This window comes from Methylococcales bacterium, assembly GCA_030949405.1.
Taxonomy (GTDB): Bacteria; Pseudomonadota; Gammaproteobacteria; order Methylococcales; family Methylomonadaceae; genus WTBX01.
Map to the genome: position 1 here is coordinate 2,114,633 of JAUZSN010000002.1, position 18,015 is coordinate 2,132,647.

The 18,015-nt window shown below is 39.5% G+C and carries 16 protein-coding genes and 2 tRNA genes; 11 read left to right on the plus strand and 7 right to left on the minus strand.

Annotated features, from left to right (window positions below; translation table 11 throughout):
• The first annotated feature begins 7 nt into the window (after positions 1–7).
• From Q9M50_10865 to Q9M50_10880, 4 genes are read left to right on the plus strand one after another with little or no spacing between them, the layout of a single operon-like run.
• Positions 8–424 carry a DUF2170 family protein gene (locus tag Q9M50_10865; GenBank protein ID MDQ7091126.1) on the plus strand — a complete coding sequence of 139 codons (417 nt, stop codon included), beginning with the start codon at positions 8–10 and terminating at the stop codon, positions 422–424.
• A gap of 12 nt (positions 425–436) precedes the next feature.
• On the plus strand, positions 437–1,123 hold the full coding sequence (locus tag Q9M50_10870; protein MDQ7091127.1) for a PspA/IM30 family protein: 687 nt from the start codon (positions 437–439) through the stop codon (positions 1,121–1,123).
• A 50-nt stretch (positions 1,124–1,173) separates the two neighbouring features.
• Positions 1,174–2,397, plus strand: coding sequence for a molybdopterin-binding protein (locus Q9M50_10875; protein ID MDQ7091128.1), 1,224 nt, complete (start codon positions 1,174–1,176; stop codon positions 2,395–2,397).
• Positions 2,397–4,295: an ATP-binding cassette domain-containing protein gene (locus Q9M50_10880; protein MDQ7091129.1), complete on the plus strand. Its 1,899-nt coding sequence runs from the start codon at positions 2,397–2,399 to the stop codon at positions 4,293–4,295. The genes Q9M50_10875 and Q9M50_10880 overlap by 1 nt, the downstream gene beginning before the upstream one ends.
• Positions 4,296–4,360: 65 nt before the next feature.
• On the opposite strand, the gene Q9M50_10885 is transcribed toward Q9M50_10880, so the two are convergent.
• A complete protein-coding gene (locus Q9M50_10885; protein MDQ7091130.1) occupies positions 4,361–5,581 on the minus strand; it encodes a cysteine desulfurase in 1,221 nt (406 codons plus the stop codon).
• 251 nt (positions 5,582–5,832) lie between these two features.
• Between Q9M50_10885 and Q9M50_10890 the strand changes: the two genes are divergently transcribed.
• Both Q9M50_10890 and Q9M50_10895 read left to right on the plus strand, forming a co-directional pair.
• Complete coding sequence (locus Q9M50_10890) at positions 5,833–6,744, plus strand: Rpn family recombination-promoting nuclease/putative transposase (GenBank protein ID MDQ7091131.1); 912 nt, start codon at positions 5,833–5,835, stop codon at positions 6,742–6,744.
• An 85-nt stretch (positions 6,745–6,829) separates the two neighbouring features.
• On the plus strand, positions 6,830–10,606 hold the full coding sequence (locus tag Q9M50_10895; protein MDQ7091132.1) for a nitrate reductase subunit alpha: 3,777 nt from the start codon (positions 6,830–6,832) through the stop codon (positions 10,604–10,606).
• 546 nt (positions 10,607–11,152) lie between these two features.
• On the opposite strand, the gene Q9M50_10900 is transcribed toward Q9M50_10895, so the two are convergent.
• On the minus strand, positions 11,153–11,287 hold the full coding sequence (locus tag Q9M50_10900) for a hypothetical protein (protein MDQ7091133.1): 135 nt from the start codon (positions 11,285–11,287) through the stop codon (positions 11,153–11,155).
• A 158-nt stretch (positions 11,288–11,445) separates the two neighbouring features.
• Here Q9M50_10900 and Q9M50_10905 point away from each other — a divergent pair, with 158 nt between their 5' ends.
• The 5 genes from Q9M50_10905 (at position 11,446) to Q9M50_10925 (ending at position 13,484) form a co-directional block, all read left to right on the plus strand.
• Complete coding sequence (locus tag Q9M50_10905; GenBank protein ID MDQ7091134.1) at positions 11,446–11,721, plus strand: hypothetical protein; 276 nt, start codon at positions 11,446–11,448, stop codon at positions 11,719–11,721.
• Positions 11,678–11,890: a hypothetical protein gene (locus tag Q9M50_10910; GenBank protein MDQ7091135.1), complete on the plus strand. Its 213-nt coding sequence runs from the start codon at positions 11,678–11,680 to the stop codon at positions 11,888–11,890. Before Q9M50_10905 ends, Q9M50_10910 begins: the two co-directional genes overlap by 44 nt.
• Positions 11,891–12,010: 120 nt before the next feature.
• A complete protein-coding gene (locus tag Q9M50_10915; protein ID MDQ7091136.1) occupies positions 12,011–12,241 on the plus strand; it encodes a hypothetical protein in 231 nt (76 codons plus the stop codon).
• Between the two features lie 47 nt (positions 12,242–12,288).
• Positions 12,289–12,423 carry a hypothetical protein gene (locus Q9M50_10920; protein MDQ7091137.1) on the plus strand — a complete coding sequence of 45 codons (135 nt, stop codon included), beginning with the start codon at positions 12,289–12,291 and terminating at the stop codon, positions 12,421–12,423.
• Positions 12,424–12,476: 53 nt separating this feature from the next.
• The gene (locus Q9M50_10925) at positions 12,477–13,484 is read left to right on the plus strand and encodes an ATP-binding cassette domain-containing protein (GenBank protein MDQ7091138.1); all 1,008 of its coding nucleotides are present in this window, start codon (positions 12,477–12,479) and stop codon (positions 13,482–13,484) included.
• A 182-nt stretch (positions 13,485–13,666) separates the two neighbouring features.
• On the opposite strand, the gene lysS is transcribed toward Q9M50_10925, so the two are convergent.
• From lysS to Q9M50_10950, 5 genes are all read right to left on the minus strand, one after another.
• The gene (gene lysS / locus Q9M50_10930; GenBank protein ID MDQ7091139.1) at positions 13,667–15,163 is read right to left on the minus strand and encodes a lysine--tRNA ligase; all 1,497 of its coding nucleotides are present in this window, start codon (positions 15,161–15,163) and stop codon (positions 13,667–13,669) included.
• Between the two features lie 157 nt (positions 15,164–15,320).
• Positions 15,321–17,189 (minus strand): SurA N-terminal domain-containing protein, encoded by a 1,869-nt coding sequence (locus Q9M50_10935; protein ID MDQ7091140.1) that lies wholly within the window; start codon positions 17,187–17,189, stop codon positions 15,321–15,323.
• A 217-nt stretch (positions 17,190–17,406) separates the two neighbouring features.
• Positions 17,407–17,483: transfer RNA gene (locus tag Q9M50_10940), tRNA-Asp, on the minus strand.
• An 8-nt stretch (positions 17,484–17,491) separates the two neighbouring features.
• Positions 17,492–17,567 (minus strand) — tRNA-Val (locus Q9M50_10945).
• Between the two features lie 13 nt (positions 17,568–17,580).
• Positions 17,581–17,853: an HU family DNA-binding protein gene (locus Q9M50_10950; protein MDQ7091141.1), complete on the minus strand. Its 273-nt coding sequence runs from the start codon at positions 17,851–17,853 to the stop codon at positions 17,581–17,583.
• Positions 17,854–18,015 lie beyond the last annotated feature (162 nt).

Genomic DNA, 18,015 nt, shown 5'->3' on the forward strand with positions numbered 1-18,015 from the left:
AATAAATATGAACAAATGTTTAAACCAAGCGTACTCAGCCTTAGTTGATTATGTTGCCGACGATGACAGTCGTTTTCATGTCACCGTGACAGAAGAAAGTGATTTAGAAATGTTAACCGTGATTCGTGATGATTTAGAAGAATTTGCAATTCTTGTCACGGCGAGTGAAACGCAATTATTATTTAATGTTGCCTTATTCGATAGTGGACAAATTGCAGAAGGAAAAACGGCTGAATTAAACCAAATGATGCTCGAACTTAATATGGCAATGCCTTTATCATCTTTTGCAAAAACAGGGGCCATTTATTCTATTTTTGGCGCGATGTCGGTCGATTCAGATGCGAATCAAATTCAAGAAGAAGTCTTAGTCTTATCTGAAAACATTATGGATGCACTTGAAGTGTGCCAAAATTACTTAAATTAAGGGGAAAATACGATGGGATTTTTAAATAATGTATTTAAAACAGTTAAAGGATTAGGAAATGATGCGAATGATGCCTTTGTAGATAGTCAAGGTATCCGCATTATGGAACAAGAAATACGTGATGCGAAAGAAAATCAAAGTAAAGCGAATGGCTCGTTAACAGGAGTTATGGCAGAACAAAAAGGAATGGCTCGTAAAGTCGCTAATTTAAAAGCTACGGTTGATGAATACAGTGAAGCCATAGGGAAATTATTGGATTCTGGAAATGAAGCCTTAGCGTTAGAAACGGCTGAAAAATTAGCCGATGTAGAAAGTGATTTAGACACCAACCAAGCGGTTTTAGACTCTTATACCGAACAAGTTAAAGAGCTAAAAGGAATTATTAAAGATTCGGCCAAACAAATTGAAGCCCTAGGTCGCGAAGTTGCTATTGTTAAATCGACGGAAGCGGTACAAAAAGCCAGTGAAGCAACCTCGGCACAGTTTTCGGGAACAAATTCCTCACTTAATTCCGCGACAGCATCAATGGAACGCATTAAGGCCAAACAACAAAAGCGGAAAGATAAAATGAAATCTGCGCGAGAACTCGCTCAGGAAAACAGTGGCGGTGACTTACAAGCTAAATTAAAAGCCGCTGGTGTGATTGGTAATCAATCTTCCGCTAATTCTATTTTAGATCGTTATAAAAAAACGGAATAATTTAACCTAAAACTACAAAGGGAACCCCTCGTTTTGAAAAAATACGCAGAATGAATCCAACGGTTGAAATTTTCTCACAAGGTGAAGAAGTTATCACAGGGCAAGTGGCCGACACTAATGCCGCGTGGTTATCATCACACCTTATTTCATTAGGATTTGAGGTATCTCGACATACAGCAGTCGGTGATAATCTAAACGATTTAACGGTTTTGCTTCAAGAAATTGCAAGCCGCAGTGCATGTTGTCTTTGCACAGGCGGTTTAGGGCCGACAACAGATGATTTAACGCGTGAAGCGGTTTCAAACGCCTTTGACACGCCTTTAATTATTGACCCTATCGCCTTAGAAAATATTCAAACTTATTTTCAAAAACGTGAAAAAAAAATGGCGGAGGTTAATCGTCAACAAGCTTTTTTTCCACGAGGTGCAACGCGAATTGACAATCCGTGGGGAACCGCACCTGCGTTTAGCTTTAAATACGAACAGTGTTTATTTATTTTTTTACCAGGGGTTCCCTTTGAAATGCGGAATTTATTTAATGAAAAAATAAAAGCCATTTTAACCACGGATTTTACGTTAACCCCACAGCCTTTAATTACCTTAAAAACCTTTGGCATTGGGGAATCTGAGTTACAATCCTGTCTCAATCAACTTGATTTACCTAAAACGCTTAAAATCGGTTTTAGAGCGACACCCGAAGAAAATCAGCTTAAATTATTATTTCCTCAACAATTTCCCCCCGCCACTAAAGCGTTATTAATAAATCAGATAACAGCGGCCATAGGAGATCCTTTATTTGCTATTGAGACCTTAGAAAATAAGACAGGCGGGCTGGTTGAGGTTGTCTCTAAACAATTACAACAAAATAAGCAAACCCTTGCCGCGATTGAAACACTGAGCCAAGGGTTATTTGCCGCTAAATGTATCGGTCATACGTGGTTAACAACATCCTCTTTTTTTAATACCCTAGAGTCACTCAGGCGACACTGGAAAATTGACCTAGAAAGTGACTTATCAATCTTCGCAAAACAGTTAGCTAAAAAATTACAGCATCATAATGGGACAGATTTTGCCTTAGTACAACTTTATCAGGATGATAATCAAGTGGATAGGAATGAAAACCATCCTGTTATTTTATACAACACATTACAAACGCCGACAGGGATTCATCAACGTATTGAAACCTTAAATGGATCATTAGATCGCAAACAAAATCGTGCCGCAATGCTGGGTTTAGACCTACTGCGCCGTTATTTACAACCTAAAAAAATATAATGCCTTTATTACAACTTTCAAATGTTTCCATTGCTTACGGAACCCACTCTTTATTAGATCATGCTAACTTTCAATTGGATGCGGGTGAACGCGTAGGCCTCCTAGGTCGTAATGGGGAGGGAAAATCCACGTTGATGAAAATTATTGCAGGCAACATTCAAGCGGATGAGGGCGATATTTGGCGAGATTCTGCCTTGAAATTATCATGGTTAGAGCAATCGCCTGAGCTAACCGAAGGAATGACCATTTATGATGCAGTCGCTGATGGACTCGGTGATTTAGGCCATTGGATTTGTCGTTATCATAGCTTATCCATGACTTTAGATGCGAGTGATGAGAAAGCACTCCATGAACTGGGCGACTTACAACATAAATTGGAAACCCACAACGGTTGGCATTTCCAACAGCGAGTTGAAAACACCTTAAGCAAACTTAATTTACCCGCTGATGTTCAAGTCAGCAGTTTATCTGGCGGCTGGAAACGTCGGGTTGCTCTTGCTCAAGCGTTAGTCATCGAGCCTGATGTTTTGTTATTAGACGAACCGACCAATCATTTAGATTTTGAAAGTATTACATGGTTAGAAGAACAAGTCAGTAATTTTAAAGGCGCTGTTTTATTTGTGACTCATGATCGCTCTTTTTTACAAAAATTAGCCACGCGAATTGTTGATTTAGATCGAGGTCAATTAGTCTCATGGCAAGGGAGTTATAGCGATTATTTACGTCGCAAAGCGAGTGCCTTGGAAGATGAAGCCAACCAAAATTCTGAATTTGATAAAAAACTGGCTCTAGAAGAAGTCTGGATACGCCAAGGGGTTAAAGCCAGACGAACACGTAATGAAGGACGGGTTAGAGCCTTAGAGCAGTTACGCCGTGAACGCTCTGAACGCCGAAATCAACAAGGAACCAGTAAATTAACCTTAGGGTCATCCGATGCCTCGGGTAAAAAAGTAATTGAAGTGGAAAATTTAAACTTTAAATACAGTGATAAAGTGATTATTGAGGATTTTTCTACGTTAATTCAACGAGGCGATAAAATTGGATTAATTGGCGGAAATGGGAGTGGAAAATCAACCTTTTTAAAATTACTTTTAAAGCAATTAGAACCGACTCAAGGAACCGTCACTCAAGGTACTAAATTAGACATTGCCTATTTCGATCAATTGAGAGAGCAATTAGATCCTGAAATGACGGTTGCCGATTCTGTGGCCGAAGGCAGTGATTTTATTGAAATTGCAGGAAATAAACGTCATGTGATGTCTTATTTATCTGATTTTTTATTCAGCCCTGCAAGAGCGCGGTCGCCGATTAAAAGTTTATCAGGAGGCGAAAAAAATAGATTATTATTGGCTAAATTATTTACCCGCCCTGCCAATCTCATCATTATGGATGAGCCAACCAATGATTTAGATTTAGAAACCTTAGAGTTATTGGAAGCTAAGTTAGTTGACTTTGAAGGAACGTTACTCTTAGTCAGTCATGATCGTGCTTTTTTAGATAATGTGGTCACTAGTGTCCTTGTTTTTGATGGACACGCTCAAATTGATGAATTTATTGGGGGCTATAGCAACTGGTCACTTCATCAGCAGCAACAACGAAAAAAAAATCAAATAACCCAAAAATTAAAAAACACGTCAAAACCTGAAAAAGCAGCCGTTGTTTCCAAGAAAAAAATAACGTACAAACAGCAGCAGGAGCTTGACTCGCTTCCTGAAATCATTGATACGTTAGAAGAATTACAACAAACGATTAATAAAAAAATTAATGCGTCTGATTTTTATCAACAAGCGAAAGAAATGACCGCTAACGTTTTAAATGAACTTCAAGAAACGGAACAAAAATTAGAAAAATCCTATCGACGTTGGGATGAGCTAGAAGCCATCGCAGATAACGCTTAAATTATAAGATAACGAGAGCCGATATTTTTTCGGCTCTCCCATCTGGACGCGAGTTTTCTATCCCGTTATCCAAAAACAACCATCAATTCCTCAATCGCTTCCATTAACACATCAATTTCAGCTTTCGTATTATACATAGCAAATGAAGCCCGCGCGGTAGCAGGTACTTCAAAGAAATCCATCACAGGCATTGCACAATGATGACCTGCGCGAATAGCAATTCCGACACTATCCAACATAGTGCCTATATCATGTGGATGAATTTTATCCAATGTAAAAGATAAAATAGCCCCTTTTTCAGCAGCATCGCCAATAAGGGTCAAGCCGTTAATTTTTCGTGCTTTTTCGGTGGCATACACTAACAGCTCATGTTCATAAGCGGCAATTGTATCCATTCCTATTTCATTCAAATAATCAATAGCCGCCCCTAAGGCGACCGTATCTGCAATATTAGGCGTACCCGCTTCAAATTTATGCGGTAAACCTGAATAGGTGCTTTTTTCAAAAGTAACGGTCCTAATCATATCACCGCCGCCTTGATAGGCAGGCATCGCCTCCAATAAAGCTTGTTTACCGTATAAAACTCCAATACCCGAAGGTGCATAAAGTTTATGCCCTGAAAAGACATAAAAATCACAATCTAAAGCCTGTACATCCACCGACATGTGAGGAATCGCTTGAGCACCATCTAATAAAACAGGAATATTTTTAGCATGGGCGGCGGCAATTATTTTTTTAATCGGGTTAACCGTTCCGAGTGCATTTGACATGTGTACAACCGCAACCAGTTTGGTTTTATCAGTAATCAGACTTTCAAACGCCTCATAAATTAATTCCCCCTGATGGTTGATCGGAGCTACCTTAAGAACGGCTCCTTTTTGCTTACACAGCATTTGCCACGGTACAATGTTAGAATGATGCTCCATGGCGGTAATTAAAATTTCATCCCCGGCCTTAATAGTGGCTTGTCCAAAGGTTTGGGCAATTAAATTAATTGCCTCCGTTGCACCGCGCACAAAAATAATTTCTTTCTCGGAATTCGCGTTGATAAAATCTTTGACTTTAGTTCGTGCTTGTTCATATTTATCAGTTGCCCGCTGACTTAATGTATGAACCCCGCGATGAATATTAGAATAATCTTGCCGATAAAAATCACTAATACAATCAATCACTTGATTGGGCTTTTGACAACTGGCGGCATTATCTAAATAAATTAACGGTTTATTACGAATTTTTTGCGCTAAAATAGGAAAATCAGCACGAATTTTTTCAATGGGGTAAGTCATAGTGTGTGAGTTAGTTATTGAACTTACAAGCCTCATCTTTAAGGCTATGCGTGATAGAAAAATTAAAAAATTTCCCTAATTATTTCAGTATTATGAATTGAAATAATATTTTACCATTTTATTTCTAGTTACCTAGCGAGTCAATGTTATAATAACGCTTCAAAAAACAAGGTTTTACCCATTTAAACATTACGATTCATCCGATTATTTATAATCAAAAACTTGGCTTATCTTAGATAACGTTTAAAATCATGGCTCATAAAGATATTATCAGTAAACAAAGTATCAAGCGGATTGCTGTTGATATTGCTATTCATTTATTAAAGTTAAAAATAGATCCTAACGAAGTCGAACTCTTAACCACAGAACAACAGCGAATAGAAGAACGCCGTGCTGATTTAGTCGTCAAGTTGAAGCTTAAAAACAATCAAGCGTTTATATTGCACATCGAAATTCAAAGCAGCAACGATTCTAAAATGCCCCTGCGAATGATGCGCTATTATACGGATATTGCCCTTGCTAACCGTAAATTACCCATTAAACAATATGTCATTTATATAGGCCAAAAACCATTAAAAATGCATAGCGGCATCAAAGAACCTGATTGGCACTATTGTTATAACTTAATTGATATGAAGGATGTTGATTGCCAAACATTAATGGCTCGAAATAACCCTGATGCGTTAGTTTTAGCAATTCTATGTGACTTTCAAGGTCGTGATGAACAAGAAATGGTCAATCATATTGTGCTAGGTTTACATGAATTATTCAAAGATGATCCTAAGCAGTTTCGGGAATATTTAAGTATGGTTGATGTTTTAGCTGAAAATAGAAATCTGCAATCACACATAGAAAAGGCAAGTGAGATGATAACTCAAATAACTATTGAAAAATCTGGGCTTTATCAACTAGGAGCAAAACGCGGTGAAAAACGCGGTGAAAAACGCGGTGAAAAACGGGGTGAAATACGGGGTGAAATACGCGGTATCATTGCTACGCTACAGCAAAATATTATTAATATTCTGACCACACGCTTCCAAGAAATTCCAGAGCCTACCCATACTAAATTATTAAATATAAACAATATAGACCGCTTAAATAAATTATTAATTAGCGCAATTAGTATTGGTAACGTCGAAAATTTACTTGATGATGAGGTCTAACGATCTCTCAGTATAAACACGCATTACCTATCAATCGTATTCACATAAGTCTGAAAGCGATAAACGCCAACAAGGAGACAAATTAATGAGTCATTTTCTCGACCGATTAAATTTTTTTAAAAAGACAAAAAGCACGTTTTCCAATGGTCATGGCATCGTCACCGATGAAAGTCGTCATTGGGAAGATGGTTACCGTAATCGTTGGCGTTTTGACAAGGTTGTTCGTTCAACCCACGGAGTCAATTGTACGGGCGGCTGTTCTTGGAATGTCCATGTAAAAAATGGCTTAGTTGCCTTTGAAATGCAAGCAACGGATTATCCACGCACGCGTCCTGATCTACCCAATCATGAACCACGCGGCTGTCAACGCGGAGCTAGTTTTTCATGGTATTTATACAGCCCACATCGCGTTAAACATCCCATGATACGAGAACGTTTAGTCACGATTTATCGTGCTGAACGGGCAACGGGTAAAGATCCTGTTGAAGCTTGGGGAGCGATTCAAAAAGATCCTGAGAAGCGTAAAAAATATACGGCTGTTAGAGGATTGGGCGGTTTTGTTCGCGCAGAATGGGATGAGGTCAATGAAATCATGGCGGCAGCCAATGTTTACACCGCAAAAGAACATGGCCCTGATCGCATCGTAGGTTTTTCACCGATCCCTGCAATGTCGATGATTAGTTATGCCGCAGGCAGTCGTTACTTATCGTTAATTGGGGGTGTGTGTTTATCCTTTTACGATTGGTATTGCGATTTACCGCCCGCCTCACCGCAAACATGGGGCGAGCAAACGGATGTACCTGAGTCGGCTGATTGGTATAACTCAACATACTTAATCGTTGCGGGTGCAAATTTACCGATGACGCGTACGCCTGATGCACATTTTTATTCAGAAGTGCGTTACAAAGGGACAAAAGTTGTTGCGATTGCGCCAGATTATGCAGAGTATGTTAAATTTGCCGATCTTTGGATGCCTGCAAAACAAGGCACGGATTCTGCGATTTTTCTTGCAATGGGGCATGTGGCTCTCAAAGAATTTTTCATCGACAATCAAAATGATTATTTTCAAGAATACGCACGGACCTATACCGATTTACCGATGTTAGTGATGCTAGAAGCGCATGATGAATCATTCACGACGGGACGTTTAGTTAGAGCGGCTGATTTTGATAATTCATTAGGTGAAAAAAATAACCCTGAATGGAAAACAGTGGTTTTAGATGAAAAAACAGGGGATATTATTGCCCCTAATGGATCCGTTGGTTTTCGTTGGGGCGAAGAAGGAAAATGGAATTTATTGCCTAAAAAAGGCGACTTAGAAACTCACCCTCAATTAAGTTTAATTTCGGGTAATAACGATCGTGTCGAAGTTATTTTTCCAAGCTTTGATTCAGGCAAAGATTTAGGCATGAAACGTAACGTGCCTGCGAAAAAAATCATACTGAATGGCAAAGAAGTTATGGTTGCCACTGTTTTTGATTTACAAGTTGCTCAATATGGCATTGATCGTGGGTTAGGAGGCGATGTTGCTTTAGGTTATGACGATGCGAATACCCCGAACACACCTGCCTGGGCAGAGGCGATAACAGGGGTTAAACAAGCGGATATTATTCGTACAGGACGTGAGTTTGCTGATAATGCGGCAAAAACACGTGGTAAATCCATGGTTATTTTAGGCGCGGGTATCAATCATTGGTATCACAATGATATGAACTATCGCGCTATTATGAATCTATTACACATGTGTGGTTGTGTCGGTCAAAGTGGCGGCGGTTGGGCGCATTATGTTGGACAAGAAAAATTACGTCCTCAAGCAGGTTGGTTACCTGTTGCCTTTGGTTTAGATTGGCATCGCCCCCCACGTCACATGAATGGGACTACTTTCTTCTACTTTCATACCGACCAATGGCGTTATGAGCGTTTAGATGCGGATGGTTTATTAGCAGCGAATGCTAAGGAAAAATACAAGGGCAGTAATTTAGCGGATTATAACGTCGTCTCACAACGGTTAGGCTGGTTACCTTCAGCCCCGCATTTTAATAAAAATCCTTTAGAAATTTGCAAAGAGGCGATGGCTGCTGGGGCAGATGATGAAAAAAGCATTGCGGATTATGTGGTCGAAAAACTTAAAAGTGGCGACATTGCCTTTGCTGCTGAAGATATTGATGCCGAAGAAAATCACCCGCGTAATTTATTCGTTTGGCGAGCCAATTTATTAGGCTCTAGTGCCAAAGGGCATGAATATTTTCTGAAACATTTACTCGGTGCGCAAAATGGAGTAATGCAAGATGTAGTGCAAGATGCCAAAGGTAATGAAATTAAATGGCATAAAGACGCGCCGATTGCAAAACTTGATTTAATGGTTGATATTAATTTTCGGATGAATTCCACAGGCGCGTATTCGGATATTGTTTTACCGACCGCGACTTGGTATGAAAAAGATGATTTAAATACCACCGATATGCACCCCTTCATCCATCCTCTCGCCGAAGCTGTTAACCCTGGTTGGGAATCTAAATCGGATTGGCAAATTTTTAAAACCTTAGCGGAACATTTTTCACCGTTAGCGGAAAAACATTTAGGCACCCAAAAAGATCTAGTCGCCTTACCCATGTTACATGATACCCCCGCGGAATTAGCACAACCGATGGAGGTTAAAGATTGGAAACGAGGCGAATGTGAGCCGATTCCAGGTAAAACTTTACCGATTTTAAAAGTCGTTGATCGTGATTTTGGGAATACTTATAAAAAATTTACCGCTCTAGGCCCTTTAATACCTAAGTTAGGTAATAATGTCAAAGGGATCGACTGGACTACGGATAAAGAATACGAGCATTTAAAAGAAATTTGTTACACCATTCAAGAGGAAGGAATTTCAAAAGGAATGCCTTCGTTAGAAAAAGATATTAATGTTTGTGAAACAATTTTAGCCTTAGCCCCTGAAACCAATGGCGAAGTTGCGGTTAGATCATGGGATGCGTTAAGTAAAAAAACGGGGATAGATCACGGGCATTTAGCTAAATCGCGTGAAGATGACAAAATCACCTTTCGTGATATTAAAGCCCAACCGCGTAAAATTATTACTGCGCCAACGTGGAGTGGTATTGAATCAGAAAAAGTCAGTTATAACGCGGGTTATACCAATATTCATGAGCATATTCCTTTTAGAACTTTAACAGGTCGAGCTCAATTTTATCAAGATCATCAATGGATGCGTGATTTTGGTGAATCCTTTTGTACTTATCGGCCCCCTGTGGATTTAAGTGCGACCCAAGGGATTGAAAAAATCATCAAAGATAAGCCACATTTAACCTTAAATTGGATTACGCCCCATTCTAAATGGGGAATTCATAGTACTTACAGTGATAATTTACGGATGTTGACGTTATTCCGTGGAGGCCCTGGGGTTTGGGTCTCGGAAGTTGATGCGAAGTCTATTGATTTAGAAGATGGGGATTGGGTTGAAGCGTTAAATACCAATGGTGCGACGATGGCACGTGTTATTGTGAGTCAACGCATTCCAGAAGGGATGGCGATGATGTATCACGCGCAAGAGAAACATATTAATACCCCAGGGGCGAAGTCATCGGGCAAACGCGGCGGTATTTTAAATAGTGTTACTCGTATTACGGTTAAACCGACACACATGATTGGGGGTTATGCTCAATTGAGTTATGGTTTTAATTACTATGGTACGGTTGGGTCTCAACGTGATGAGTTTGTGGTGTTACATAAAATTGAAGATCAAGATATAGATTGGTTGGAACGTGAATTAACGCCCGAACGGGAAGCTCAATTAAATCCTGAAGGCATTCATCAAGCCCCTTATGTTCAAGATGATGAGCCAGAACCTGAAGTTTAAGGTTTTGTAAATAAAAGAAAGGGTGATTTATTCACCCTTTTTTTATTTTAATCCTATATTGCAATGCCTTTGCCAAACGGACAGAATTAGTCTCTAAAAACAAAAATAGTCAAATTAAGTAAAATTCTAGGAGTTTGTCGGACTTTTAGTCTTTCTGCTACAATTTATAGCTAATATACTTAAAATTAAGATTGCCTTAAAATGAGTCAGAAATTCATAAAAATAGATAGACGCGAGCCAATTGTCTTACCTGATAATTTAGTGGAATGGTTAAAGGATGACGATTTAGCTATTTTTATAATTGATGTCGTTGAGCAATTGGATACTCGTGTGATAGAAAATGCTTATAAACGTGGAGGAAGTAAGGGGTATCCGCCGAAAATGATGTTAGCTTTACTCTTTTATTGCTATGCCAAGGGCATATTTTCCAGTCGTAAAATAGAAAGAGCAATCTATGAGTTAATTCCCGTATTGTATATTGCTTCTGGCTTGCATCCTGACCACGATAGCATCGTATCTACTTTAAATTTCAGGGTAAAACAAATATCAGACCTGCAAACTTTGCGCTTTTTGAGCGATAAGATTCGCCATAGACGGCATTTTGAATTCACCACTAACTCGGTCATAAACATAATCATAAAAACTCACGGCTAGTTTTTTAGCCGTTTCAGCAAGACTCATAAAACTGTCTTTGATTTTCGTGCCTTTCTCATTTCGAGTCTGGAAGCTTATGTCTCGCGCACGCGCTTGTCTTGTATCTACTTTAAATCTCAGGGTAAAGATAAAATTTCTAAAATAGATTTGACAACATATCATAAAAGAACGAACATTTACATACTTTGAATATCCACGACCGACAGGCTGAAACTAACGCCATTTATCAAGCAATCGCTCAAATTGAAAGTAGCGAAGCGCAGGATATTGTCAAAAAAATATTCAATCTTATTGAACGCTTAGCCAGTGATAAATTGTCTTTAGAAACTGAATTACAGCAACTTCGTGACGAGGTTAATCGCTTGAAAGGTGAGCAGGGAAAGCCTGATATCAAACCCAATAAAAATAATAAGGGTGATGATATTTCATCCGAAGACGAACGTAAAAAAAGCACAAGTTGACGCGCAAAAAGAAACTAATAACGACACTGAAAATACGGACTCGGATAAGAAAAAACGCCGCCGTAAACCCAAGATCCCACGAGTTAAAATCGACCAAACGCTAAAATGCCTACTCGACAAAACTGGCTTGCCTAGCGACTTAGTATCTAAAGGCTTTTTCGTAGCTTAATTCCCATGCTTAAGTCTCAGGAAAAAAAGCGAACTTTATCGCAGCGGTATTCTCAACAGTGATTACGGGCAGATTGATGATACCAGTGCGCGAGTCAACGGTGATAACCACTATTGTCAGGTGGTCTGCAATGACTTGTTTACCGCTTATTTCACCACCAAACACAAAAACCGTTTATCGGTTCTGGACGTGCTGACCGATTATGCGCCACGCCATTATATCTACAATCAACAAGCTCAATCCTTGCTTGACGAGTTCAAGTTAGCTGATAAAGCGCGGGCAAAAGTTGATGCTCAAATACCTGTTAATACAGTGATGAATCAAGAAGACAAGCGCGTGCGCGAGACATAAGCTTCCAGACTCGAAATGAGAAAGGCACGAAAATCAAAGACAGTTTTATGAGTCTTGCTGAAACGGCTAAAAAACTAGCCGTGAGTTTTTATGATTATGTTTATGACCGAGTTAGTGGTGAATTCAAAATGCCGTCTATGGCGAATCTTATCGCTCAAAAAGCGCAAAGTTTGCAGGTCTGATATTTGTTTTACCCTGAAATTTAAAGTAGATCCATGCTTTACTTATTAATTTAATGAACGACCATAACAATCAAGCCTATCAACTCAATCAAATTGATTATTTTTACAAAAAAAATAGCGGGTTTAACTTAACACTCCCAACATTAAACATTCCCGCTCAAAAAATTACCGCTTTAATGGGCGATAATGGCAGCGGTAAAAGTACCTTACTCAAATTATTAGGCTTATTAGAACGCCCCAAGCAAGGAAGCCTAAAATTCTTTAATACCCCAGTGACGTTAAAACAACACACCTATTTTCGTAGACAAATCGGCTTTTTAGCACAAAAACCCTATCTCTTTAGAGGGTCGGTAAATGACAACCTGCGTTTAATCTTAAAAATCCATCAAATTCCAAACAATCAACACCGCGCTAAAATAACCACTATTTTAGAGCAACTAACCCTAGATAACCTCCAAGAACATCCTGCAAAAATGCTATCAGGGGGCCAATTACAAAAAGTTGCCCTCGCACGCGCCTTAATCACCCAACCTAAAGTCCTATTAATGGATGAACCGTTTAGCTACTTAGATCAAACAAGCAGCCAATTATTAGAACAATTTATTTTAAATTATGTGATAAATACTCAAAATACACTGATCTTTAGTACCCACAACCGTTTACAAGGCTTGGCCATTGCCGATAATATGATTTCATTAGCCAAGGGGAGGCAAATTGAATCCCCCTTAGTTAATTTGTTTAAGGGCATCTTTGAGGCGGGTTATTTTAAAACAGCGCATTTAACGATATTAGCGACAAAATCATTCGATTCGTCAACGCATATTTCAATAGATCCCCGTGATATTGTCTTATCAAAAAACCGTTTAAATTCAAGTATGCAGAATCAATATCAAGGTCGTGTGATTGCAATTACGAAGGAGAATGAATTAGTTCGTGTGAGTGTCAATGCAGGGGATATTTTTCAGGTTATGATTACTCAAGAGGCTCTAACGGGATTAGACTTGAGGTTAACCGCTCTTATTTGGATGAGTTTTAAAGCGAATGCAGTCGTAATCGTTTAGAAAGCCACTTTTTTATAAAATTAAAGTGGCTACTAATTTAAGATGGGATATTACAGGGCGAGGCTTAACCGCTTGTCCTGAGTTCAGTCGAAGGGCAGACGGTTAAGCCGTTCCTACTTCGATAAGCTCACACGAATGGGTTGGTAGCCATTAAAGTTAAGTGGCTCTTAACGCGGTTTAGACTAGGCTTTAGCGCGCATGTGAGGAAATAATAAAACATCACGAATTGACGGCGCGTCAGTAAATAGCATCACCAAACGATCTATGCCAATGCCTTCGCCTGCTGTGGGCGGCATTCCATATTCTAATGCCGTAATATAATCACTATCATAGTGCATAGCTTCATCATCGCCCGCGTCTTTTTCATTCACTTGTTGCTGAAAACGCTGCGCTTGGTCTTCGGAATCATTTAATTCGGTAAATCCATTGGCAATTTCACGACCTCCGACAAAAAACTCAAAGCGATCCGTCACATGAGGGTCATCATCATTACGGCGGGCAAGTGGGGAAACTTCGACAGGATAAGCGGTAATAAACGTTGGATTCATTAACCGATGCTCAACGGTTTTTTCAAAAATTTCAATTTGAACTTTTCCTAACCCATAACTCTCTTTAATAGGAATACTAAGTTTTTCGGCCACGTCGATAGCCGCCTCACGCGTTGAAAGATTATCTAATGTTAATTCTGGATTGAAATGTAAAATAGACTCCACCACCGTCATGCGTACAAAGGGCTGACCAAAATCATAGGTTTCCCCTTGATAGCTGACTTGAGTTGACTCACCAATATCCAGTGCAATGCCTTGTAACATCGCTTCGGTTAAATCCATTAATTCGCCGTATTCCGCGTAGGCTTGATAAAACTCAAGCATGGTAAATTCAGGATTATGTCGTGATGATAAGCCTTCGTTCCGAAAATTACGATTAACTTCAAAAACACGCTCAAATCCACCAACAACAAGGCGTTTTAAATAGAGTTCGGGCGCAACGCGTAAATATAAGTCCATATCGAGCGCATTATGATGGGTGGTGAACGGTTTTGCCGTCGCGCCGCCTGGAATTGTTTGCATCATCGGGGTTTCGACTTCCATGAATTGCCGTTCCGTTAAAAATTGGCGAATATAACTCACTATTTTTGAACGAATAACAAAATTTTTACGCGAATCAGGATTCATGATTAAATCTAAATACCGTTGTCGATATTTAATTTCTTGATCGGTAATGCCATGAAATTTTTCAGGTAACGGGCGTAAGGCTTTGGTCAAGAGACGAATCGCATCGACTCGAATACTTAATTCCCCTACTTTGGTTTTAAATAAAACGCCTTCACAACCAATAATATCGCCAATATCCCATTTTTTAAATTGGGTATTATAAAAACCTTCGGGTAAGGTGTCACGGGTGACATAAAGTTGAATTTTAGAGGACATATCTTGAATATGGGCAAAACTCGCTTTCCCCATAATACGGCGGGTCATAATGCGTCCCGCTAATTTAACTCTAATCGGCGTTTCGTCTAATTCTTCTTTGGTTTGATCGCTGTAAGTGGCTAATAATTCACTGGCAAGATGTTCGCGGCGAAAATCAGTCGGAAAAGCAATGCTTTCTTCACGCAAAAGAGTAAGTTTTTCACGACGTTGTTTAATTTGGATTTGTTCGTCTGGTTGGCTTTCTGACATGTTTTTAGTAAGGTTGGCTAAACGATAAGGGGTAAGAGGAAATTAATTAAAGAGTGATTTAAGACTGAAACTTTAATAATTTCCAAAACGCACACGGGGTAGGGTGGGCAATGCCCACTCTACCCAATTTAAATGGAGTCAATAGGCGTTCTTATTTTTATTCGGTCGCTATTTTTTTCATAGTCACCTCAGTATTGGCTTGTAGACTATTTAATACCGCTTCAAAGGTGGCTTCGCCTAATGCTTTTCCAATATTAAGTTGAGCTAACTTTAATTGTTTTTTATCACTTTCACTCATAACCCCTTCAGTCACCTTATTAATACGCATAACGTACTGCTCGCCTGTTTCTAAACCCACAGTGAGTAAAGTGGGTTTATCGGTAAGCGGTTTTGAGGCTTTAAAGATAGCTTGACTCACTTGCCAAGGAAGCTCTTTATTATTACGCACTAAGGTTGGGTTATGTTTAAGCTCTAATGTTTTTTCAGTGGCCAGTGTTTGCATATCTACGCCAGCGACTAATTGTTTTTTAAGGTCGTTAGCGGTTTTTTCAGCCTGTTGTTGTGCTTGTTGTCTTAATAAAACGGTGATGATTTCGGCTTTAACGGCAATCAGGGGGCGTACACTTTTCGGTTGATGTTGCGCCATTCTCAATACAATCACGCGATCCGTTCCCATTTCAATGGATTCACTATTATTACCCGCTAAGACATCTTCTGAAAAGGCCGCGGTACGGACTGCGGCATTATTGGCAACACCTTCGCCCTTATCTTTAGAAAATAACGCGCTGGTTTCAACCTTGGCATCAATGGCATCGGCTGCGGCGGTTAAATTATCAGCATTTTCATAACTGATATTGGCGAGTCTTTCCGCCATTTCATAAAAACTATTTTCGGCTTCTTTACGTTGTAACGCTTTGCTAACCTCAGCTTTGACGGCCTCAAAGGGTTTTGTTTTTGCAGGCACTAATTCAACGACTTTTAATAAGTGATAACCAAAACTTGATTTAACGGGTGCGGTCACTTCACCTAGTTTTAAGGGGCTAACCGCCTCTTCTAATACTTTTTCTAAGCCTCCAATTTCAAATAAACCTAAGTCACCGCCCTTTTTAGCGGTGGTGGTATCATCGGAGACTTCGGCGGCTAAGGCTTCAAAACTTTTAGTGGCGAGTTCTTTTTGTGCCGCTTGTGCTTTAGCTAAGACCGCTTCATCATTGCCATCTTTTCCAAATGAAAATAAAATATGGCTGATTTTTCGTCGTTCTTTGGTGGTGTAAAGATCTTTTTGATCGGTATAAAAACTGAGTAATTGGTCATCAGTGACTTCTACTTTTTGGGCTAGATCATCCAATGATAAACTAACGTATTCGATAGACATCTGTTCGGCCGTTTGATAAGCGGCTTGGTTTTTCTGATAATAACTATTAATCGCCTCATCGGTTGGCGCGACGGTTATCGGCGTTAAAGGAATGCTTAAATAATCAATATCACGTTGCTGGTTTTGAATTTTAAAGAATAATTCAATGTCATATTGGGTCGCAAAACTACTGGCCAATACACTGCGCTGGTATTGCTCCATGACTTGAGCTTTTTTAATTCGTTGAATAAACTGGGTGGAGGACAGTTGTTGTGAACTTAATAGGGCTTTATATTGAGCTTTATCAAATTTTCCATCAACTTGAAAATATTCCAACGATTGGATGAATTTTTTTGCGGTTTCATCAGGAATAACTAAGGCTTCTTCGCGGACATGCTGTAATAAAACTTCATCTTTAACGAGTTTTAAGAGGGCTTGCTGTCTTAAGGTGGTTTCGTTAACGGTCATGCCAGCAAATTTTTGACTGTATTGCTGATAGGCTTTATTAATATCTTGTTGATAAAACTCTGTCCCCCCCACGGTAACAATAGCATCTTCCGATGCCCCACCAATGTAGTTTTGAATTCCCCATAATGCAAAAGGGACACAAATCACTATGAGGATAATCCAAGCAAAAACGCCTTGTGATTTTTCTCTAATCTTTAATAGCATTACGTTGACCTTATTTTAATCAGGTTATAAAAAGTGTATGTAATTGTTGGCTATCCATTTCAAAGCAATACCCGACTTTCGCTGGCTTCATTATTTAATGATTAGCCAAAATTATTTTAACAAATCGAGGAATTATCTTCCAGACGGCTTTTAACGGCAACTTTCTAAGAAGCAAAAAAAAACCCCGAATCATTATGATTCGGGGTTTTTTTATATTTGGCGGAGCGGACGGGACTCGAACCCGCGACCCCCGGCGTGACAGGCCGGTATTCTAACCAACTGAACTACCGCTCCTTTAATCTTGGTGGGTGCTGAGGGGTTCGAACCCCCGACCCTCGCCTTGTAAGGGCGATGCTCTCCCAACTGAGCTAAGCACCCGACTAAAGAAATGCTATTTTACTGCATCCTTTAAACCTTTACCAGCTTTAAATGCAGGAATCCTTGCTGCACTGATTGTAATCTCTTCTCCTGTTTGTGGATTGCGGCCTTTTCTAGCCGCTCTTTCTTTAATAGAAAACGTTCCAAAGCCTACGAGTGCTACACTGTTGCCTTCAGATAGTTCAGATGTGACTGTCGTTAAAAAACCATCTAAAGCTCTACCCGCTTGTGCTTTTGGTAACTCAGCAGCGGCAGCAATTGCGTCTATTAGTTGTGATTTGTTCATTTTTCCTCCTTAGGAAATGTTAATTATCAATGATGTTTATAGAATAATTCAAATTTCTTAACCCTTGCCCTAGTTTTAGGGCGTAAGAAACTGCGTCATTTATATCAATGCCACCGTAAGGTGTCAAGCATTTAAAACTCTACAGACCCTGTACTTTAAGGT